The organism is Hydrogenophaga sp. R2, assembly GCF_049843595.1.
Taxonomy (GTDB): domain Bacteria; phylum Pseudomonadota; class Gammaproteobacteria; order Burkholderiales; family Burkholderiaceae_C; genus Hydrogenophaga.
This window is the reverse complement of the sequence record NZ_JBBHZN010000002.1, coordinates 294,573-310,752: the sequence shown is the minus strand read 5'-3', so window position 1 is coordinate 310,752 and position 16,180 is coordinate 294,573. Positions and strand designations below refer to the sequence as shown.

At 67.9% G+C, this 16,180-nt stretch carries 14 protein-coding genes; 10 read left to right on the top strand and 4 right to left on the bottom strand.

What is annotated here, in order from left to right; genetic code table 11:
• Positions 1 to 62 precede the first annotated feature (62 nt).
• The 3 genes from WD026_RS09975 to WD026_RS09965 form a co-directional block, all read right to left on the bottom strand.
• Positions 63 to 1,256 (bottom strand): flagellin, encoded by a 1,194-nt coding sequence (locus WD026_RS09975; protein ID WP_425723514.1) that lies wholly within the window; start codon positions 1,254 to 1,256, stop codon positions 63 to 65.
• 152 nt (positions 1,257 to 1,408) lie between these two features.
• On the bottom strand, positions 1,409 to 2,821 hold the full coding sequence (gene fliD, locus WD026_RS09970; RefSeq protein WP_425723513.1) for a flagellar filament capping protein FliD: 1,413 nt from the start codon (positions 2,819 to 2,821) through the stop codon (positions 1,409 to 1,411).
• Between the two features lie 20 nt (positions 2,822 to 2,841).
• Complete coding sequence (locus WD026_RS09965; protein WP_425723512.1) at positions 2,842 to 4,038, bottom strand: flagellin; 1,197 nt, start codon at positions 4,036 to 4,038, stop codon at positions 2,842 to 2,844.
• 415 nt (positions 4,039 to 4,453) lie between these two features.
• Between WD026_RS09965 and flhD the strand changes: the two genes are divergently transcribed.
• The 7 genes from flhD to flhB all read left to right on the top strand — a co-directional run bounded on the left by flhD (position 4,454) and on the right by flhB (position 9,773).
• Positions 4,454 to 4,798 carry a flagellar transcriptional regulator FlhD gene (gene flhD / locus WD026_RS09960; RefSeq protein ID WP_425723511.1) on the top strand — a complete coding sequence of 115 codons (345 nt, stop codon included), beginning with the start codon at positions 4,454 to 4,456 and terminating at the stop codon, positions 4,796 to 4,798.
• Positions 4,799 to 4,838: 40 nt separating this feature from the next.
• Positions 4,839 to 5,378, top strand: coding sequence for a flagellar transcriptional regulator FlhC (gene flhC / locus WD026_RS09955; protein WP_425723510.1), 540 nt, complete (start codon positions 4,839 to 4,841; stop codon positions 5,376 to 5,378).
• Between the two features lie 141 nt (positions 5,379 to 5,519).
• The gene (gene motA / locus WD026_RS09950; protein ID WP_425723509.1) at positions 5,520 to 6,383 is read left to right on the top strand and encodes a flagellar motor stator protein MotA; all 864 of its coding nucleotides are present in this window, start codon (positions 5,520 to 5,522) and stop codon (positions 6,381 to 6,383) included.
• Between the two features lie 27 nt (positions 6,384 to 6,410).
• Positions 6,411 to 7,451 carry a flagellar motor protein MotB gene (motB, locus tag WD026_RS09945; RefSeq protein WP_425723508.1) on the top strand — a complete coding sequence of 347 codons (1,041 nt, stop codon included), beginning with the start codon at positions 6,411 to 6,413 and terminating at the stop codon, positions 7,449 to 7,451.
• A gap of 37 nt (positions 7,452 to 7,488) precedes the next feature.
• Positions 7,489 to 7,875, top strand: a complete 387-nt coding sequence (gene cheY / locus WD026_RS09940) for a chemotaxis response regulator CheY (protein ID WP_086121957.1) — start codon at positions 7,489 to 7,491, stop codon at positions 7,873 to 7,875.
• 12 nt (positions 7,876 to 7,887) lie between these two features.
• Positions 7,888 to 8,529, top strand: a complete 642-nt coding sequence (locus WD026_RS09935) for a protein phosphatase CheZ (protein WP_425723507.1) — start codon at positions 7,888 to 7,890, stop codon at positions 8,527 to 8,529.
• A 92-nt stretch (positions 8,530 to 8,621) separates the two neighbouring features.
• Entirely contained in the window at positions 8,622 to 9,773 is a 1,152-nt protein-coding gene (gene flhB / locus WD026_RS09930; protein WP_425723506.1) for a flagellar biosynthesis protein FlhB, read from the top strand.
• Here flhB and WD026_RS09925 read toward each other — a convergent pair whose 3' ends face one another.
• Complete coding sequence (locus tag WD026_RS09925; protein ID WP_425723505.1) at positions 9,774 to 11,624, bottom strand: hypothetical protein; 1,851 nt, start codon at positions 11,622 to 11,624, stop codon at positions 9,774 to 9,776. It abuts the gene before it with no gap.
• A gap of 191 nt (positions 11,625 to 11,815) precedes the next feature.
• Between WD026_RS09925 and flhA the strand changes: the two genes are divergently transcribed.
• The 3 genes from flhA to WD026_RS09910 are packed head-to-tail and all read left to right on the top strand — an operon-like array spanning position 11,816 to position 16,180.
• Complete coding sequence (flhA, locus tag WD026_RS09920) at positions 11,816 to 13,894, top strand: flagellar biosynthesis protein FlhA (RefSeq protein WP_425723504.1); 2,079 nt, start codon at positions 11,816 to 11,818, stop codon at positions 13,892 to 13,894.
• Positions 13,891 to 15,408: a flagellar biosynthesis protein FlhF gene (flhF, locus tag WD026_RS09915; RefSeq protein WP_425723503.1), complete on the top strand. Its 1,518-nt coding sequence runs from the start codon at positions 13,891 to 13,893 to the stop codon at positions 15,406 to 15,408. Before flhA ends, flhF begins: the two co-directional genes overlap by 4 nt.
• On the top strand, positions 15,401 to 16,180 hold the full coding sequence (locus WD026_RS09910; protein ID WP_425723502.1) for a hypothetical protein: 780 nt from the start codon (positions 15,401 to 15,403) through the stop codon (positions 16,178 to 16,180). The genes flhF and WD026_RS09910 overlap by 8 nt, the downstream gene beginning before the upstream one ends.

Genomic DNA, 16,180 nt, shown 5'->3' with positions numbered 1-16,180 from the left:
ACCCGAAGGCACTGCCGTCATGGTCCGGGCGCTGTCAGCGCCCGGAGGAGCCCACGCGGAGATCAGCGCAGCAGGGACAGCACGCCCTGCGAAGCCTGGTTGGCCTGGGCCACCATGGCGGTACCGGCCTGCTGCAGGATCTGCGAGCGCGACAGGTTGGCGGTTTCCTTGGCGAAGTCCGCGTCCACGATGCGGCCACGGGCGGCCGAGATGTTCTCGCCGGCGATGTTGATGTTGGCCACGGCGTTCTCGAAGCGGCTCTGCAGGGCGCCCAGGTCGGCGCGCGAGCTGTTGATGGCGTTGATGGCGCTGTCGATCACCTTCATGGCCAGCTGGCTGTCGCCGAAGCTGTTGATGTTGATGCCGTCGGTGGTGCCGTTGTCACCCAGGGTGTACTTGCTGGCGGTGGCGGCGCCGGTCACGACGCCCAGGGCGGCCGAGGCGCCGGCCAGGCCGGCGATGTTGCCACCGGTGGCTGCGTCCAGCGCGGTGTCGGAGAACAGCTGGTAGCCGGTCACGGCGCCGGTGTTGTCCTTGACTTCACGGGCGAACACGCCGGAATCGGAGGACTTGGCGTTGATGGCGGCCACGATCTGGCTGGCGCGCTCGGCACCGGTGCTGGCCTCGGCGATGGCGCCCAGGTCCACACCGTTGACCGAGTAGGTGCCGCCGCTCACGGCAGCCAGGGTGGCGCCGGTGGCGGGGTCGGCCACCTGGATCTCGGCGGACATGTAGACGTCGGTCGAACCCAGCGAGGTGGTCTTGGCGCTGACGATGGAGTCGATGGCGATGCCTTCACCGGCGTTCGCGCCCACCTGGAAGGTGGCGTTGGCGAAGCTGCCGTCGAGCAGCTTGGTGCCGTTGAAGCTGGTGGTCTTGGCCACGCGGTCGATCTCCGAGCTCAGCTGGGTGACTTCGGCCTGCAGGGCCTTGCGGTCATCGGCGTTGTTGGAGGCGTTGGCCGACTGCACGGCGAGTTCACGCATGCGCTGCAGCATGTCGCCGACCTTGCCCAGGGCGCCTTCAGCGGTCTGGGCCAGCGAGATGCCGTCGTTGGCGTTGCGGGCAGCGACGTTGAGGCCGCGGACCTGGGCGTTCATGCGCTCGGAGATGGCCAGGCCGGCAGCGTCGTCCTTGGCGGAATTGACGCGCAGGCCGGAGGACAGGCGCTGCATGGAGGTGGCGAGGGCGCCTTGCGATGCGCTCAGGTTGCGCTGAGCGGTCATCGACATCACGTTGGTGTTGATGGTGGTCATATCTGACTCCTGGAAAGGACTGGTGAGGACAACCGGCTCTGGGTGCCGGACCACGAACCCGAAGTGGAGTCCGTTGCTTGCTTTATCGGTGCTGCGTTTCGCGATCTTTAGAAGGACTTGACAAGAAAATTTTTTCTTGTCCACCCTAAAGTTCAGCCCGAGTTCTTGTTCCAGAGCGTGATCTGCTGCGCCACGTACGCGTTGAGCGAGCTGAACTTGGCCACGGCAGCGTCCATCGCGTTGTATTGCGCCAGGTAACGGGTCTCGGCGCGCGAGGCGCGGTCGTTGACCTTGTCCATTTCCTTGGAGTTGCGCTGGATGGCGCTGCGCAGCGAGGAGGTGCGCGCCGAGAGCGAGCCGTCGGCTGCGACCAGGCCGTCGGCAAAGTTGTCGAGCTTGAAGCCGAAGCCCTTGAGCGTGGGGTTGTCGCTGTCTGCGCCGAACAGGCGGGTCATCTCGGCGGGCTGGTCCAGCGCGGCGTCGAGCTTGCTGCTGTTGATGCTCAGCTTGCCGTCGGCCTTGATCTCCAGGCCCACGTCGGACAGACGCGTGAAGGCACCGCCCGGCGTCTCGGAACGCATCATGCTGCGCAGGGCCCGCTGCAGTCCCACTGCCGTGGAGTCGCCCTGCAGCGATCCCCGGGTCTTGGTGTCGGCGTCGTATTTGGTGGAGGTGGCCAGCATGTCGGAGAGCGTGTTGTAGGCGTCCACGAAGCCCTGCACCGCCTTGCGCATGCTGTCCTTGTCGTTGCTCACCGTGATGGTGGCCGAGCTGGTGGTGGGCTTGAGCAGGTTCAGCGTGATGCCGGGCAGGGCGTCCTTGACCGTGTTGCTGGCCGATTCGATGGTCACGCCGTTGACCTTGGCCACGGCATTGAGTCCGGCCTGGGTCAGGCTCATGCCCGAGCCGGACAGGCTGGTGAAGGCGAGTCGGCCAAGGTCCTTGCCGTCGGTGGCGTCGCCGTCGGCCGCCGCCACCTGGTAGCCCAGCGCCTTGCCCGTGTCCCGGGAGCGCATCAGCAGGCGCTCGCCCGAGGCATCGCGCAGCACGGTGGCGGTCACACCGCCCTTGGCGGCATTGATCTGCGCCGCGATGTCGGTGAGCTTGTCCTTGCCTTCGACCACATTGATGGTCATCGGCGTGGCGCTGCCGGCGGCAAAGCTGCCGCTGCTCCAGTCACCCAGGGTGATGGTGAGCGTGCCCGCGCCCATGCCGCTGCCCACCGGCACCGCGGCACTGGCCGTGGACTGCGCCTGGGCCAGCGACACCACATCCAGTGCCAGCGTGGTGGGCGCCGTGCTGTCGGCCACCGACACGCTGACCGCATCGGCCTGCGACGACGTGCCCTTCACCTGCGTGAAGGTGTTGGCGGCGGCCAGCCTGGCGGCTGCGTCGCCCAGACCGCTCACCATGGAGGTGATGCTGCCGAGCACCGAGAGCTTGGCCTGGAAGCCGCTGGCCTGTGTCTGCAACTGGGCCAGCGGCGCGCGCTCCAGCGCCACCAGCTGCGAGACGATGCTCTTGACGTCGATACCGCTGGCGAGTCCAGGGGAAGAGATGGCCATGCGGTAGCTCCTTTACGGGTTCACGAACGCAGCAGCGACAGCACGCCCTGCGGTACCTGGTTGGCCTGGGCCACCATGGCGGTGCCGGCCTGCTGCAGGATCTGGGCGCGCGAGAGCGCTGCGGTTTCCTTGGCGAAGTCGGCATCGACGATGCGGCCACGGGCGGCCGAGATGTTCTCGCCGGCGATGTTGATGTTGGCCACGGCGTTCTCGAAACGGCTCTGCAGGGCGCCCAGGTCGGCGCGCGAGCTGTTGATGGCGTTGATGGCGTTGTCGATCACTTTCATGGCCAGCTGGCTGTCGCCGAAGCTGTTGATGTTCACGCCGCTGGTGGTGCCGTTGTCGCCCAGCGTGAAGACGCTGGCGGTGGCCGCACCGGTGACGACGCCCAGGGCGGCCGAGGCGCCGGCCAGGCCGGCGATGTTGCCGCCGGTGGCTGCGTCCAGCGCGGTGTCGGAGAACAGCTGGTAGCCGGTGACGGCGCCGGTGGCGTCCTTGACCTCGCGGGCGAACACGCCGGAATCCGACGACTTGGCATTGATGGCGGCCACGATCTGGCTGGCGCGCTGGGCACCGGTGCTGGCCTCGGCGATGGCGCCCAGGTCCACACCGTTGACCGAGTAGGTGCCGCCGCTCACGGCGGGCAGGGTGGCGCCGGTGGCGGGATCGGTCACCTGGATCTCGGCGGACATGAAGACATCGGTCGTGCCCAGCGAGGTGGTCTTGGCGCTGACGATCGATTCGATCGAGATGCCTTCACCGGCGTTCGCGCCCACCTGGAAGGTGGCGTTGGCAAAGCTGCCGTCGATGAGCTTGGTGCCGTTGAAGCTGGTGGTCTTGGCCACGCGGTCGATTTCCTGGCGCAGCTGGGCCACCTCGGCATTGAGGGCCTTGCGGTCATCGGCGTTGTTGGAGGCGTTGGCCGACTGCACGGCGAGTTCGCGCATGCGCTGCAGCATGTCGCCGACCTTGCCCAGGGCACCTTCGGCCACCTGCGAGAGCGAGATGCCGTCGTTGGCGTTGCGGGCGGCCACGTTGAGGCCGCGCACCTGCGTGTTCATGCGCTCGGAAATGGCCAGGCCGGCAGCGTCGTCCTTGGCGGAATTGACGCGCAGGCCGGAGGACAGGCGCTGCATGGACGTGGCCAGTGCGCCCTGCGACGAGCTCAGATTGCGCTGAGCGTTCATCGACATGATGTTGGTGTTGATCGTGGTCATGACTAACTCCTGAAAGGGTTGTGAGAAGGTGACCCGGTTCCCTGCACCTCGGGCCTCACCGCCACTGCTCGCCGCCCTGAGGGCCGGACGACGAACCCCTTTCAGCGAAGTTCGTTGAGTCAATTTCGGTGATGAGGGTGAATTCTTGAGATTTGGCGGATGGGCAGCGCGTGGATAAGCGGCTGCGCAGCCTGCCAATTCCGTGCTTTGCCGCATTCGGGCGCTGCACAGGCCACACCGGTTTGAGAACCAAAGATGTAGGCGTCTGGATGACACGCTGTGAGGGCTTTGCCGACGCGCCGAACAGCCGTTTACCGATTCAAGTTTCTTTACCGGTCGACACAATTACTCACATCGGGACAGCAGTTGTTGCAAGACACCGCCCACCCCACCACCGAGATTCAAGGAGCACGACATGGACAGCGAACAACTTCTGGCAGAGATCCGCGAAGCCAACCTCACCTACCTGATGCTGGCCCAGAACCTGATCCGCAAGGACCGTGCAGAAGCCCTTTACCGCCTGGGCCTGACCGAGGAAGCCGCCGACCTGCTGGCCATGCTGACCCCGGCCCAGCTGCTCAAGATCGCTTCCACCAACATGCTGCTGTGCCGCTTCCGGGTGGACGACGACATGGTCTGGAACCTGCTGACCAACCACAACGTGAAGAAGGTGGAGAACAGCACCACCACCCAGCTGCACGCCTCCATCCTGATGGCCGGCAAGTTCGCCGAGAGCATGTCCACCGCCACCGCTCACTGAGCCGGCCCGACACGCACAGAAGCTGAACCAGGAGAACGACATGGCCACCCAGAAAAGCATCCTCAACGAGTCGCGTGACATCGAGCGCGCCGTGGCCCTGATCCAGCTGGGCGCCCGCCTGCAGGTGCTGGAGTACGAGACCAGCCTGTCCTACGAGCGTCTGCTGCGCCTGTACAAGGAAGTGGCCGGCAAGAGCCCGTCCAAGGGCCAGCTGCCGTTCTCCACCGACTGGTTCCTGACCTGGCAGCCCAACATCCACGCCTCGCTGTTCCTCAACATCCACGAGTACCTGTCCAAGACCAGCGAACTCGAAGAGATCGACACGGTGATCAAGGCCTTCCGCCTCTACAGCGAGCAGATGACCGCCAGCGCCATCGAGCCCCTGCTGTCCATCACCCGTGCCTGGCGCCTGGTGAAGTTCGTGGACAACGGCATGCTGACGCTGACCAAGTGCTCCTGCTGCGGTGGCCACTTCGTGACCGAACCCTACGAGAACGCCCGCCAGTTCGTCTGCGGCCTGTGCCAGCCGCCGGCCCGCGCCGGCAAGGGCAGCAGCCAGGGCGGCCTGCGCCTGCACTGAAGCCGATTCCCCTTCAAAGCCCGAATAAGCCCCCCAACGGGGGCTTTTTTGCGTTCATGCCCGGGCGGGTTCTGGCCGATAGTCATTGCATCGCACCGCTTCTCTGCGCGGTCCACCCATACAACAGACAGGTTCTCCGCCATGTTCGTGATCATCGGTTTCCTGTTCTCCATGGCCTGCATCTTCGGGGTGTACATCGGCCACGGGGGCAACATCGGCGTGGTGCTCAAGGCACTGCCCTTCGAGATGACCACCATCCTGGGCGCCGCCCTGGGTGCCTTCCTGATCAACAACCAGATGAAGGTGGTCAAGGCCGCCTTCAAAGGCATGGCCGGCTGCTTCAAGGGCAGCCACTTCACCAAGGACCGCTACATGCAGCTGCTGGCCCTGCAGTACGACCTGCTGCAGAAGGCCCGCAAGGAAGGCCTGATGGCCATCGAGCAGGACGTGGAGAACCCGGACCAGTCGCCGGTGTTCAAGAAGTACCCCACCATCGCCTCCGACCACCATGTGGTCGAGTTCATCACCGATTACCTGCGCATGATGGTCTCGGGCAACCTCAATGCCCACGAGATCGAGGCGCTGATGGACGCCGAGATCGAGACCCACCACCAGGAAGCCCACGCGCCCGTGGCGGCGGTGGCCCGCCTGGCCGGCGGCCTGCCGGCCTTCGGCATCGTGGCCGCCGTGCTGGGCGTGGTCAACACCATGGGCTCGGTGGGCCAGCCCCCGGCGGTGCTGGGCGGCATGATCGCCTCGGCCCTGGTGGGCACCTTCCTGGGCATCCTGCTGGCCTACGGCGTGTTCGAGCCCATCGGCGGCCTGATGGAGCAGAAGGTCGAGGAGAGCGGCAAGGAATTCCAGTGCATCAAGACCACGCTGCTGGCCAGCATGCAGGGCTATTCGCCGGCCACGGCCATCGAGTTCGGCCGCAAGGTGCTGTTCTCCGACGTGCGTCCTAGCTTCAGCGAGCTTGAAGGCCACGTGAAGGGCAAGAAGGCATGAACGCCGTGATGCAGGCAGGAGGCTGACATGGCCAACGGCAAGCAGCTGCAGCCCATCATCATCAAGCGCGTCAAGAAGGGCGGCCATGCCGCCCACGGGGGCGCGTGGAAGATCGCCTACGCCGACTTCGTGACGGCCATGATGGCCTTCTTCCTGCTCATGTGGCTGCTCGGCTCCACCGCCAAGGGCGAGCTCGAAGGCATTGCGGAGTATTTCCAGAACCCGATCAAGGTGTCGCTCATGGGCGGCGCGGGCACCGGCAACAGCGACAGCATCCTGCCCGGTGGCGGGCGCGACCTCTCCAAGCAGGCCGGCCAGGTCGACAGCGGCGATGCCCAGCGCGCCGCCAAGATGATGGGCGCCCAGATGGCGCGGGCCGACGACATCAAGCGCGAGCAGATGCGCCAGGAACAGGTCCGGCTGGACGAGCTGGAGGCCAACATCCGCGACCTCATCGAGAGCAAGCCCGAGCTGGCGGCCTTCAAGGGCCAGATCCAGCTGCAGAAGACGCCCGACGGCCTGAGCATCCTGATCGTCGACGACCAGAACCGGCCCATGTTCGACACCGGCAGTGCCCTGGTCAAACCCCACATGCGCGAGATCCTGCAGACCATCGGCAAGGCCATGGGCAAGGTGGAGAACCGCATCACGCTCTCCGGCCATACCGATGCCAAGCCCTACGGCAACGGCGAGCGGGGCTACAGCAACTGGGAGCTCTCGGCCGACCGGGCCAATGCCACGCGCCGCGAGCTGGTGGCCGGCGGCCTGCCGGACGACAAGCTGGTGCGGGTGGAGGGCCTGGCATCGAGCCGGCTCCTGTACCCCGCCCGCCCCAACGACCCCGCCAACCGGCGCATCAGCATCGTCATCATGACCCGCGAGGCCGAGGAGCGCATGCTGCCGGCCCCGGGTGCGCCCCAGCCGGTCAAGCCCGAACCCGAGGCCGCCGCCACCCCGGCCGTGACCACCTCGCAGGCCCCGGCCACCGGTCCGGTGCTGGTGCCGCCACGGCCCGCGCTACAGATTCCCGTCGATATGACGAAAACCCAGGCAACGCCGCGGCCCTGAGCGCGGTCACAAACACCCCAGCCAGCGGAGGCTCAGCATGTCCACGCCGATGAAATTCCTGATCGTTGACGATTTCTCCACCATGCGCCGCATCGTGCGCAACCTGCTCAAGGAGATCGGCCATGCCGATGCCGACGAGGCCGAAGACGGTGCCATTGCCCTGAGCAAGCTCAAGGCCGGCAACTTCAACTTCGTGGTGACCGACATCAACATGCCCAACATGAACGGCTTCGAGCTGCTCTCGGCCATCAAGCAGGACGAGAAGCTCAAGCACCTGCCGGTGCTCATGGTCACGGCCGAAGCCCGCAAGGAAGACATCGTGATGGCTGCGCAGAACGGCGCGGCCGGCTACATCGTCAAGCCCTTCACCAAAGCCACGCTCGAAGAGAAGCTCGCCAACATCTTCAAGAAACTCGGCCTGTGAAGGAGTAGAGCCATGACGCCAACCCCTGAAACCCAGGCTGCACCGACCACCCCGACCGGCCAGGCCAGCAACCACGAGATGTTCCAGCAGCTCGGCGCCATCACGCGCCAGCTGCACGAAGCGCTCAAGGAGCTGGGCTACACCGACAAGCTCAAGGGCACGGTGGACCAGCTGCCCGACGCGCAGAGCCGCCTGTCCTACATCGCCCGCCTCACCGGCGAGGCGGCCGAGAAGGTGCTCAGCCAGGTCGAGCTGGCCAAGCAGGAGCAGGAACAGCTCATGCAGCGCGGCCGCGACCTGTCCGACACCATCCGCCGTGTGCCGGGCCTGCGCCATGCCATGCCCGAACTCATGGAATGGTCCACCGACGTGGTGGCCCTGAGCGAGAAGACCGACAGCCGCCTGACCGAAATCATGATGGCCCAGGACTTCCACGACCTCACCGGCCAGGTGATCGCGCGCGTGGTGCAGCTCGCCGGCACGATAGAAGAACAGCTGCTGGGCCTGCTGCTGCAGAGCGCCCCGTCCGGCCAGCCCGGCCAGGACGCCTCCTGCGAAGCCCTGGCCGGCCCGGTGGTCAACGCCGAAGGCCGCACCGACGTGGTGACCGACCAGCAGGGCGTGGACGACCTGCTGGCCAGCCTGGGGTTCTGATCCCTGCAAATGCGCCCGGGCCTGGCGCCTTATCGCGGCTTTGTGCGCAGGGCGGCTTCGCACAATCGACCTGACATCTTCCAGGTCGATCCATGTCCGATTCCGCCCAAGACAAAACCCTGCCAGCCACGCCGCAGCGCCTGAAGAAGGCGCGCGACGATGGCCAGGTGGCGCGTTCCAAGGACCTGCTCAATCTGGCGGTGCTCGGTGCCGGATCGGCCCTGCTCATGCTGGCCTTGCCGCTGGCCTTCGGCCTGCTGCGCGACGGCCTGCGCGGCCAGCTGCGCTTCGACCGGGCCGCCGTGGTCACGCCCGAGGTCGGCCTGCAGCGCGCCATGGACGCCTTCGGTCAGGGGCTGGTGCTGTACCTGCCGCTGGGGGTGGTGCTGCTGGTGTTCGTTCTGGCCGTGGCCTTTGCCTCGGGCAGCTGGACGCTGTCCACCAAGCCCATCACGCCCGATCTCTCGCGCATCAACCCGCTCTCCGGTTTCGGTCGGCTGTTCTCGAAGCAGCAGCTGGTGGAGACCGCCAAGCTCAGCGTCATCACCCTCATCGTGGGGGCCGTGGGCTGGCAGTTCCTGTCATCGCACCTGGGTGATTTCAGCTCGCTGGTGATGCAGCCGCTGGAGTCCGGCATCGGCCAGCTCGGCCGCTGGATGATGGCCGGCGTGGCCGGCCTCATGGTGACCGTGGCGGTGGTGGCGGCCATCGACTTCCCCGTCCAGAAGTTCCTGCACAAGCAGCAGCTGCGCATGTCGCACGACGAGGTCAAGCGCGAGCACAAGGAAAGCGAAGGCGACCCGCACCTCAAGGGCAAGCGCCGCGCCCGCGCCCGCGAGATCGCCCAGCGCATGAGCATCAAGGCCGTGCCCAAGGCCGACCTGGTGGTCATGAACCCCACCCACTACGCCGTGGCCCTGCGCTACGACGAGGCCACCATGGCCGCACCCCGCGTGGTGGCCAAGGGCTCGGACATGCTGGCCCTGAAGATCCGCGATGTGGCCAAGGATGCCAAGGTGCCGGTGCTGCAGTCGCCCATGCTGGCCCGTGCCCTGTATGCCCATGCCGAGATCGACCAGGAAATCCCCTCGGCCCTCTACACCGCCGTGGCCCAGGTGCTGGCCTATGTGTACCAGCTCAAGGCCGCCTTGCGGGGCGAGGGCGTGATGCCGGCCGAGCCGGTGCCGCAGGTGCCGCAGGAACTCGATCCGCACTACCGCAAGCCGGCGGCGGCGGGCACCTGATCAGCCCGGATCGCCCGACCCGCCCGCGGCGGTCGCGGTCAGCGGGTGCTCCGGCAACCGGGGCATGGAATCCGGGCGGCGGGCATTCTCCCTGCGGACCAGCTCGTTGTAACGGTCCACGAAGGTGGTCAGCTGCCGGCGTGTCAGTGCCGGCAGGGTGGTCATCGGATGGGGTCTGGATGCGCCGATGTCGGTGACCAGGCGCCGGCCCAGCTCGGCGGGCAGGTGCATGTGCGGGACCTGGTCGGGGTCCTGGCCCGGGTACAGGAAATCGAAGCAGACGTCGAGCGCACTCGTCTGCAGTTCGACGTGCAGCGCGCGCGCATGGACCCGCTGCAGGCAGGGGTGCAGCAGGTCCGGCACTGGTGTGAACACGGCACCGTCGAACGTGAGCGATGTCAGGTGGGTGGGCGCCAGGGCCCGGGCCAGCTCGCTCAAGCTGCCGGTCCCCGGCATCGGTGCGAAATCGATGGGTCCCCTGATCTCGTCCCTGGGGGCCAGCGCCGGGTCCAGCGTGACCGTCAGCGAGTCCAGCCGGCCCAGCCGCGTCACCCATGCCGCGATGCCCTGCAGGAAGCCATCCACCCAGGGGTGCGGGCCGGTGTCCGGCATGACCGTCACGAGATCCACGAGGTCGGGTCGCCAGACGATGCCGAGCGCGCACAGGCAATGGGCGCCGCCCGGCCCGGGACTGTCGGCCACGCCGTGTGTCGTCAGGCTGGCACCGGGTTCGGCGGGGTGCCCGGTGAACCCGCCCATCAGCAGGTTCAGCACCTCGATGTCGGGCGATTCCAGCGCGACCTGCAACGGTGCGCTCCGCCGGGACAGCGCCTCGGCCAAGGCCCGTGCCATGCCGTAGGCCGCGCCGCTGCACGGCCCCTGGGTCTCTGCCGGCGGCTCGGGGTTTTCTTCGTCGAAGAAGAAGTCATCCAGCACCAGCGTGCCGCCAGCGGGATCGTCCGCATCCTGTTCCCGGATGAAGAAGCCCTTGAGGGTGAGCGTGCGCAGATCGGGCGTGGCCACACAGTGGGCCAGCACGACGGTCAGTTCCGTGATCTCGCGGGTGTCGTTCGGGGTCAGCCCCATCTTCGATACGGTCAACTCGCCCCAGGCGGGCAGATGCCCGCCCGTGCAGCCGTGTCGCAGGGCCTCCATGAAGGGGCCGAAATCATGCAGCTCGATGGCATCCAGTGCCTTGTCCAGCAGCACCTGTCCGAGCCGGAGCGCTGCCGGGCCGTCGGCGTCCATGGGGTTGAACGCGCCGCTGGCGTTGACCAGCTTGAGCCGGCGAAGCGAGCCGAGCGCCTCGATCAGGTCCGCGAAGCCCGGGTCCAGAAGGCAGTCCATGTCGTCGCTGCAGCTCAGCGAGGTCAGTGCCGATGGCGCGGTCCGGACCGCGTTGGCCACGCCGGCCACCTCCTCGCGGGTCAGCACGATCCGGGTCAGGGACAGGGTGCTCAGCGTCGGGTGGGTGAACAGGGTGGCCAGTGCCTCGACCGGTGTCTGGTCCGGCAGCGAGCCGCTCAGCTCGATGGGGGGCGAGGGGCTGTCGTCCGGCAGTGCATGGACCAGGGTGCACACCGTCTCGGCCTGGGTCGAGCCGTCCATGTGCAGCTGCATGGGCAGTTGCGGCCTGATCGCCAGCAGGTCGCTCAGGGTCTCGTCGTCGCCGCTCTGCAGGGCTTGATGCCGCCGCGCCGTGAGGACCTCGTCGGGCGTGTCTTCCGTGATCGGTTCCGCCACGTCGACCTCGGGTGGCTGCTCTGCGGTGGACGCCGTGGACACGGCCACCGTGGCGCGGTCGGGTGACCCTTGCGGGGGCGGCGTGAGGGAGGATGACGTGCGTTTCATGCGGACCTGCCTGGGGAAGTGACGAAGCCCCTGGGTACGCATGTCGGGGCCGCCCGTTCCCGGGCCCTTGAAACCTTGACGAATCGGTCAGGGCTTAAAACCCGTCCGGTGCACCGTGCGCAGTCCGATCTGGCCGTTTTCCCCCCGCTTTTCCCGCGATCGCCAACCCTCAAGATTTTCACAATCGCTGCATGAACGCTCTCGAGCCCCTGCAGCAATGGTTCCGCCGCAACGCCGGCTGGGCCGGTGGCCTGGCCGCCCCCATGCTGGTGATCACCATCCTCTCCATGATGGTGCTGCCCCTGCCGCCCTGGCTGCTGGACACCTTCTTCACCCTCAACATCGCGCTGGCGCTGATCGTGATGATGGTGGCCGCCTACATGAAGCGGCCGCTGGACTTCTCGGTGTTCCCCACCGTGCTGCTGCTCACCACGCTGCTGCGCCTGTCGCTCAACGTGGCCTCCACCCGGGTGGTGCTGCTGGAAGGCCACACCGGCCCTGGCGCGGCCGGTGCGGTGATCGAGGCCTTCGGCCACTTCCTGATCGGCGGCAACTTCGCGGTCGGTTTCGTGGTGTTCATCATCCTGGTGGTGATCAACTTCGTGGTGATCACCAAGGGTTCCGAGCGCATCGCCGAGGTGTCGGCCCGCTTCACCCTGGACGCCATGCCCGGCAAGCAGATGGCCATCGACGCTGACCTGGGCGCCGGCCTGATCGACGAGAAGGAGGCCAAGCGCCGCCGCGCCGAGGTGGGCGAGGAAGCCGAGTTCTTCGGCTCCATGGACGGTGCCTCCAAGTTCGTGCGCGGCGACGCCATCGCCGGCATCCTGATCCTGATCATCAACATCGTCGGCGGCCTGATCATCGGCATGGTCCAGCACGGCCTGTCGGCCGGCCAGGCCGCCGACAGCTACATCCTGCTGGCCGTGGGCGACGCGCTGGTGGCGCAGATCCCCTCGCTGCTGATCTCGGTGGCCGCCGCCATGGTGGTCTCGCGGGTGGGCAAGGACGAAGACCTGGGTGCCCAGGTGGTGGAGCAGATGTTCCTGTCCACCCGGGTGCTGGGCGTGACCGCCGGCGTGCTGTTCCTGCTCGGCGTGATTCCGGGCATGCCGCATGTGTTTTTCCTGGCGTTCGCCGCCATGGCCGGCGGTCTGGCCTGGTGGCGCCACCAGCAGTCGCTCCAGCCGGTGGCCGAGGAAGCCCCGGCCGCCCCGGCCGCCGACGGCGAAGCCAGCTGGGACGACCTGCAGCCCATCGACCTGCTGGGCCTGGAGCTGGGCTACCGCCTGATCGCGCTGGTGGACAAGACCCGCCAGGGCGACCTGCTGACCCGCATCAAGGGCGTGCGCAAGAAGTTCGCCCAGGACGTGGGTTTCCTGCCGCCGCCGGTGCATGTGCGCGACAACCTGGAGCTGCACCCCAGCGCCTACCGCATCACCCTGCGTGGCGTGGTGGTGGGCCAGGGCGAGGTGTTTCCCGGCATGTTCCTGGCCATCGATCCGGGCGGCATCGGCACCCCGCTGATCGGCACCCCCACCACCGACCCCGCTTTCGGCCTGCCCGCGCACTGGATCGACGAGAAGCAGAAGGAGAGCGCGCAAATGGCCGGTTTTACGGTCGTTGATTCCGAGACCGTGCTGGCCACCCATCTCTCACACTTGATGCAAGTCCAGGCCGCGCGCTTGCTCAGCCGGACCGAGACCCAGGACCTGGTCGAACACGTGACCCGCCTGGCCCCCAAGCTGATCGAAGAAGTCGTCCCCAAAATGATTCCTGTGGCCACCTTCCAGAAAGTCCTGCAGCTGCTGCTGGAAGAAGGTGTGCACGTGCGCGACATCCGCACCATCATCGAGGCGATCGCCGAACACGCCCCCAGCGTCACCGACCCGGCCGAACTGGCCCGCCGCGTGCGCCTGGCCCTGGCCCCGGCCATCGTCCAGCAGATCTACGGCCCGGTCAAAGAGCTCGAAGTCATCGCCATCGAGCCCGGCCTGGAGCGCCTGCTGATGCAGGCCCTCACCGGCCAGGGCGGCGCTGCCCTGGACCCCGGTGTGGCCGAGATGCTGAGCAAATCCGCCACCGACATCGCCATCCGGCAGGAAGAAAAGGGCGTGCCCGCCTGCCTGCTGGTGCCCGACGCCATCCGCACCGCCATGGCCCGTCTGCTGCGCCGCGCAGCCCCGCGCCTGCAGGTGCTCGCCCACGGCGAAATTCCTGAAACCCACCTGATCCGCATCGGCCCGATTCTTGGAGAGCTTGCAGCATGAACATCCAGCGATTCCTTGCCCCCACCTCGCGTGAAGCCATGTCCAAGGCCCGCCGGGCCCTGGGCGACAGCGCGGTGATCCTGTCGTCCCGCAACACCGCCGAGGGTTTCGAGGTCATGGCCGCGGCCGAAGAAAGCCTGGCCAGCCTCACCGGTGCGGCCCGTGGCCTGCCCCAGCCGGCCGTTCAAGCGCCGGCCCAGCCGGTGGCCGAACCGGCTGCCCGCAGCGCCGCCCCGGCCAGCCAGTCGGTGGAGAGCGACACCGAGGCCCTGGCCATGAGCACCCTGTCGTTCCAGGACTATGTGCGTGAACGCATGCTGCGCAAGCGCCGCGAGGAAATGGGCGCCGCCGCTGCCCCGGTGCAGGAAGCCGCCCGCCCCGCCGAGCGTGCCGCCGCCCAGCCCGTGGCCCGCCCGGTGGCCCAGCCCGCCGCCCCGGCCATTCCGGTGCAGCGCTTCAACGCCCCGACCGGCCCCATCACCATGGCGCCCGCGCCGCAGCCCATCCGCACCCGCGAAGAGGCCGCCTGGGCCCATTCCGAGCCGGCCCGCTTCCCCAAGGACGAGAACAACCGCATGGCGGTCGAGATCTCGGCCCTGCGCGAGATGATCGAAGAGCGCTTCAACACCCTGGCCTGGATCGGCTCGTCGCGCCAGAACCCGATCCAGTCGCAGCTCATGCACAAGCTCATCCGTGCCGGCTACTCGCCCTCCATGGCCCGTGCCGTGCTGGAGCGAGTCCCCACCGAAGCCGGCCCGGCCGAAGCCGTGCGCTGGGTCATGGACGTGCTCACCCGCAACCTCAAGGTCGCCGCCCCCGGTGCCGGCCTGGTGGAAGAGGGTGGTGTGGTCGCCCTGATCGGCGCCACCGGCGTGGGCAAGACCACCACCGCCGCCAAGATGGCCGCCCAGTGCGTCAAGCAGTACGGCGCCGGCAGCGTGGGCCTGATCACCCTGGACACCTACCGCGTCTCCGGCTACGAACAGCTGCGCACCTACGGCCGCATGCTCGGCGTGGTGGCCCACCTGGCCCACGACCGTGCCGCCCTCAAGGACCTCCTCAACCTGCTCTCGGGCAAGCGCCTGGTCATCATCGACACCGCCGGCCTGGGCCAGCGCGACCAGCGCATCCAGGACATGCTGGACGTGCTCGACCAGCCCGGCATCAAGAAGGTGATGGTGCTCAACGCCGGCGCCCACGGCGACACGCTGGACGAGGTCATGGCCTCCTTCAAGGTCGGTGGCCTGCACGGTGTGGTCATGTCCAAGGTGGACGAGGCCGCCAAGCTCGGCCCGGTGCTCGACGCCCTCATCCGCCACCAGGCGGTGCTGCGCGGCGTGGCCAACGGCCAGCGCGTGCCCGAAGACTGGCAGAACCCCGACTCCGCCGCCCTGGTCCGCCTGTCCATGGGCGCCCAGACCAAGGCCGCCCACGACCCGGTGCCTGACGATCTGGGCTACTACTTTGCCCAGGCCACCGGCGCCGGCATCCAGCTCGGAGGCGCCCGTGTTTGAGCCTGGCGCCCACCAGGCCGCAGGGCTGCAAGGCGCCGCCCTGTCCGGCAGCGCCCTGCTGATGCCGCTGGCCAGCAGCGCCCGCCCGGCCCAGTCGTACGACTGGCTGTGCGAAGTGGCTGCCCGCCTGAGCGCTGCCGGCCACGCCGTGGCCGTGCTGGACGCCACCGCCACCGAACAACCCGCGCTGCACCGCACCGGCAGCAGCCGCGACCTGCCCCTGGGCCTGCTGCGCGCCCTCATCGACCCCTCGGTGGTGCAGCTGGAACGCCCGCTGGACGACGCCGACTGGCTGGTGCTGCCGGCCGCCCTGGGCCTGGAACGGCTGCTGGACACCGCCCGTGCCGGCGGCCCGCGTGCCGCGCTCTCGCGCCTGCTGGCCCCGTTTGCCGCCGACGTGGTGGTGCTGCTGTTCGCCCCTGCGGCCGCCCTGGGCGAGCTGCTGTGCGACACCGGCGCCCACACCATGGTGCCGGTGGTGGGCCCGGCCCAGGCCGGCCTGGACACCTATGCCGCCGCCAAGCTGCTGCACTTTGCCGGCCTGCAGCCGGTGCTGTGCCCGCTGCAGCAGGACGCTGCCGGCGACCGCACCGTGCGCAGCGTGAGCGACTGCGCCAGCCGCCACCTGAACGCGCAGTGGCCGGTGTGGTCCGCCGGATCCTGGGCCGCCCGCATACCGGTGGTGGCCCAGTCGGTGGCCCACCCCGCCGCCCCGCAAGCCCTTGCCGCAGAGCCCGCCGCACGCGGTCCCGGCCGTTTTCTCTGGAGCTGA

Bases quoted from the DNA above. Each gene is read 5' to 3' on its own strand.
- WD026_RS09975 (WP_425723514.1), bottom strand. From the start codon at position 1,256: ATGACCACCATCAACACCAACGTGATGTCGATGACCGCTCAGCGCAAC.
- fliD (WP_425723513.1), bottom strand. From the start codon at position 2,821: ATGGCCATCTCTTCCCCTGGACTCGCCAGCGGTATCGACGTCAAGAGC.
- WD026_RS09965 (WP_425723512.1), bottom strand. From the start codon at position 4,038: ATGACCACGATCAACACCAACATCATGTCGATGAACGCTCAGCGCAAT.
- flhD (WP_425723511.1), top strand. From the start codon at position 4,454: ATGGACAGCGAACAACTTCTGGCAGAGATCCGCGAAGCCAACCTCACC.
- flhC (WP_425723510.1), top strand. From the start codon at position 4,839: ATGGCCACCCAGAAAAGCATCCTCAACGAGTCGCGTGACATCGAGCGC.
- motA (WP_425723509.1), top strand. From the start codon at position 5,520: ATGTTCGTGATCATCGGTTTCCTGTTCTCCATGGCCTGCATCTTCGGG.
- motB (WP_425723508.1), top strand. From the start codon at position 6,411: ATGGCCAACGGCAAGCAGCTGCAGCCCATCATCATCAAGCGCGTCAAG.
- cheY (WP_086121957.1), top strand. From the start codon at position 7,489: ATGTCCACGCCGATGAAATTCCTGATCGTTGACGATTTCTCCACCATG.
- WD026_RS09935 (WP_425723507.1), top strand. From the start codon at position 7,888: ATGACGCCAACCCCTGAAACCCAGGCTGCACCGACCACCCCGACCGGC.
- flhB (WP_425723506.1), top strand. From the start codon at position 8,622: ATGTCCGATTCCGCCCAAGACAAAACCCTGCCAGCCACGCCGCAGCGC.
- WD026_RS09925 (WP_425723505.1), bottom strand. From the start codon at position 11,624: ATGAAACGCACGTCATCCTCCCTCACGCCGCCCCCGCAAGGGTCACCC.
- flhA (WP_425723504.1), top strand. From the start codon at position 11,816: ATGAACGCTCTCGAGCCCCTGCAGCAATGGTTCCGCCGCAACGCCGGC.
- flhF (WP_425723503.1), top strand. From the start codon at position 13,891: ATGAACATCCAGCGATTCCTTGCCCCCACCTCGCGTGAAGCCATGTCC.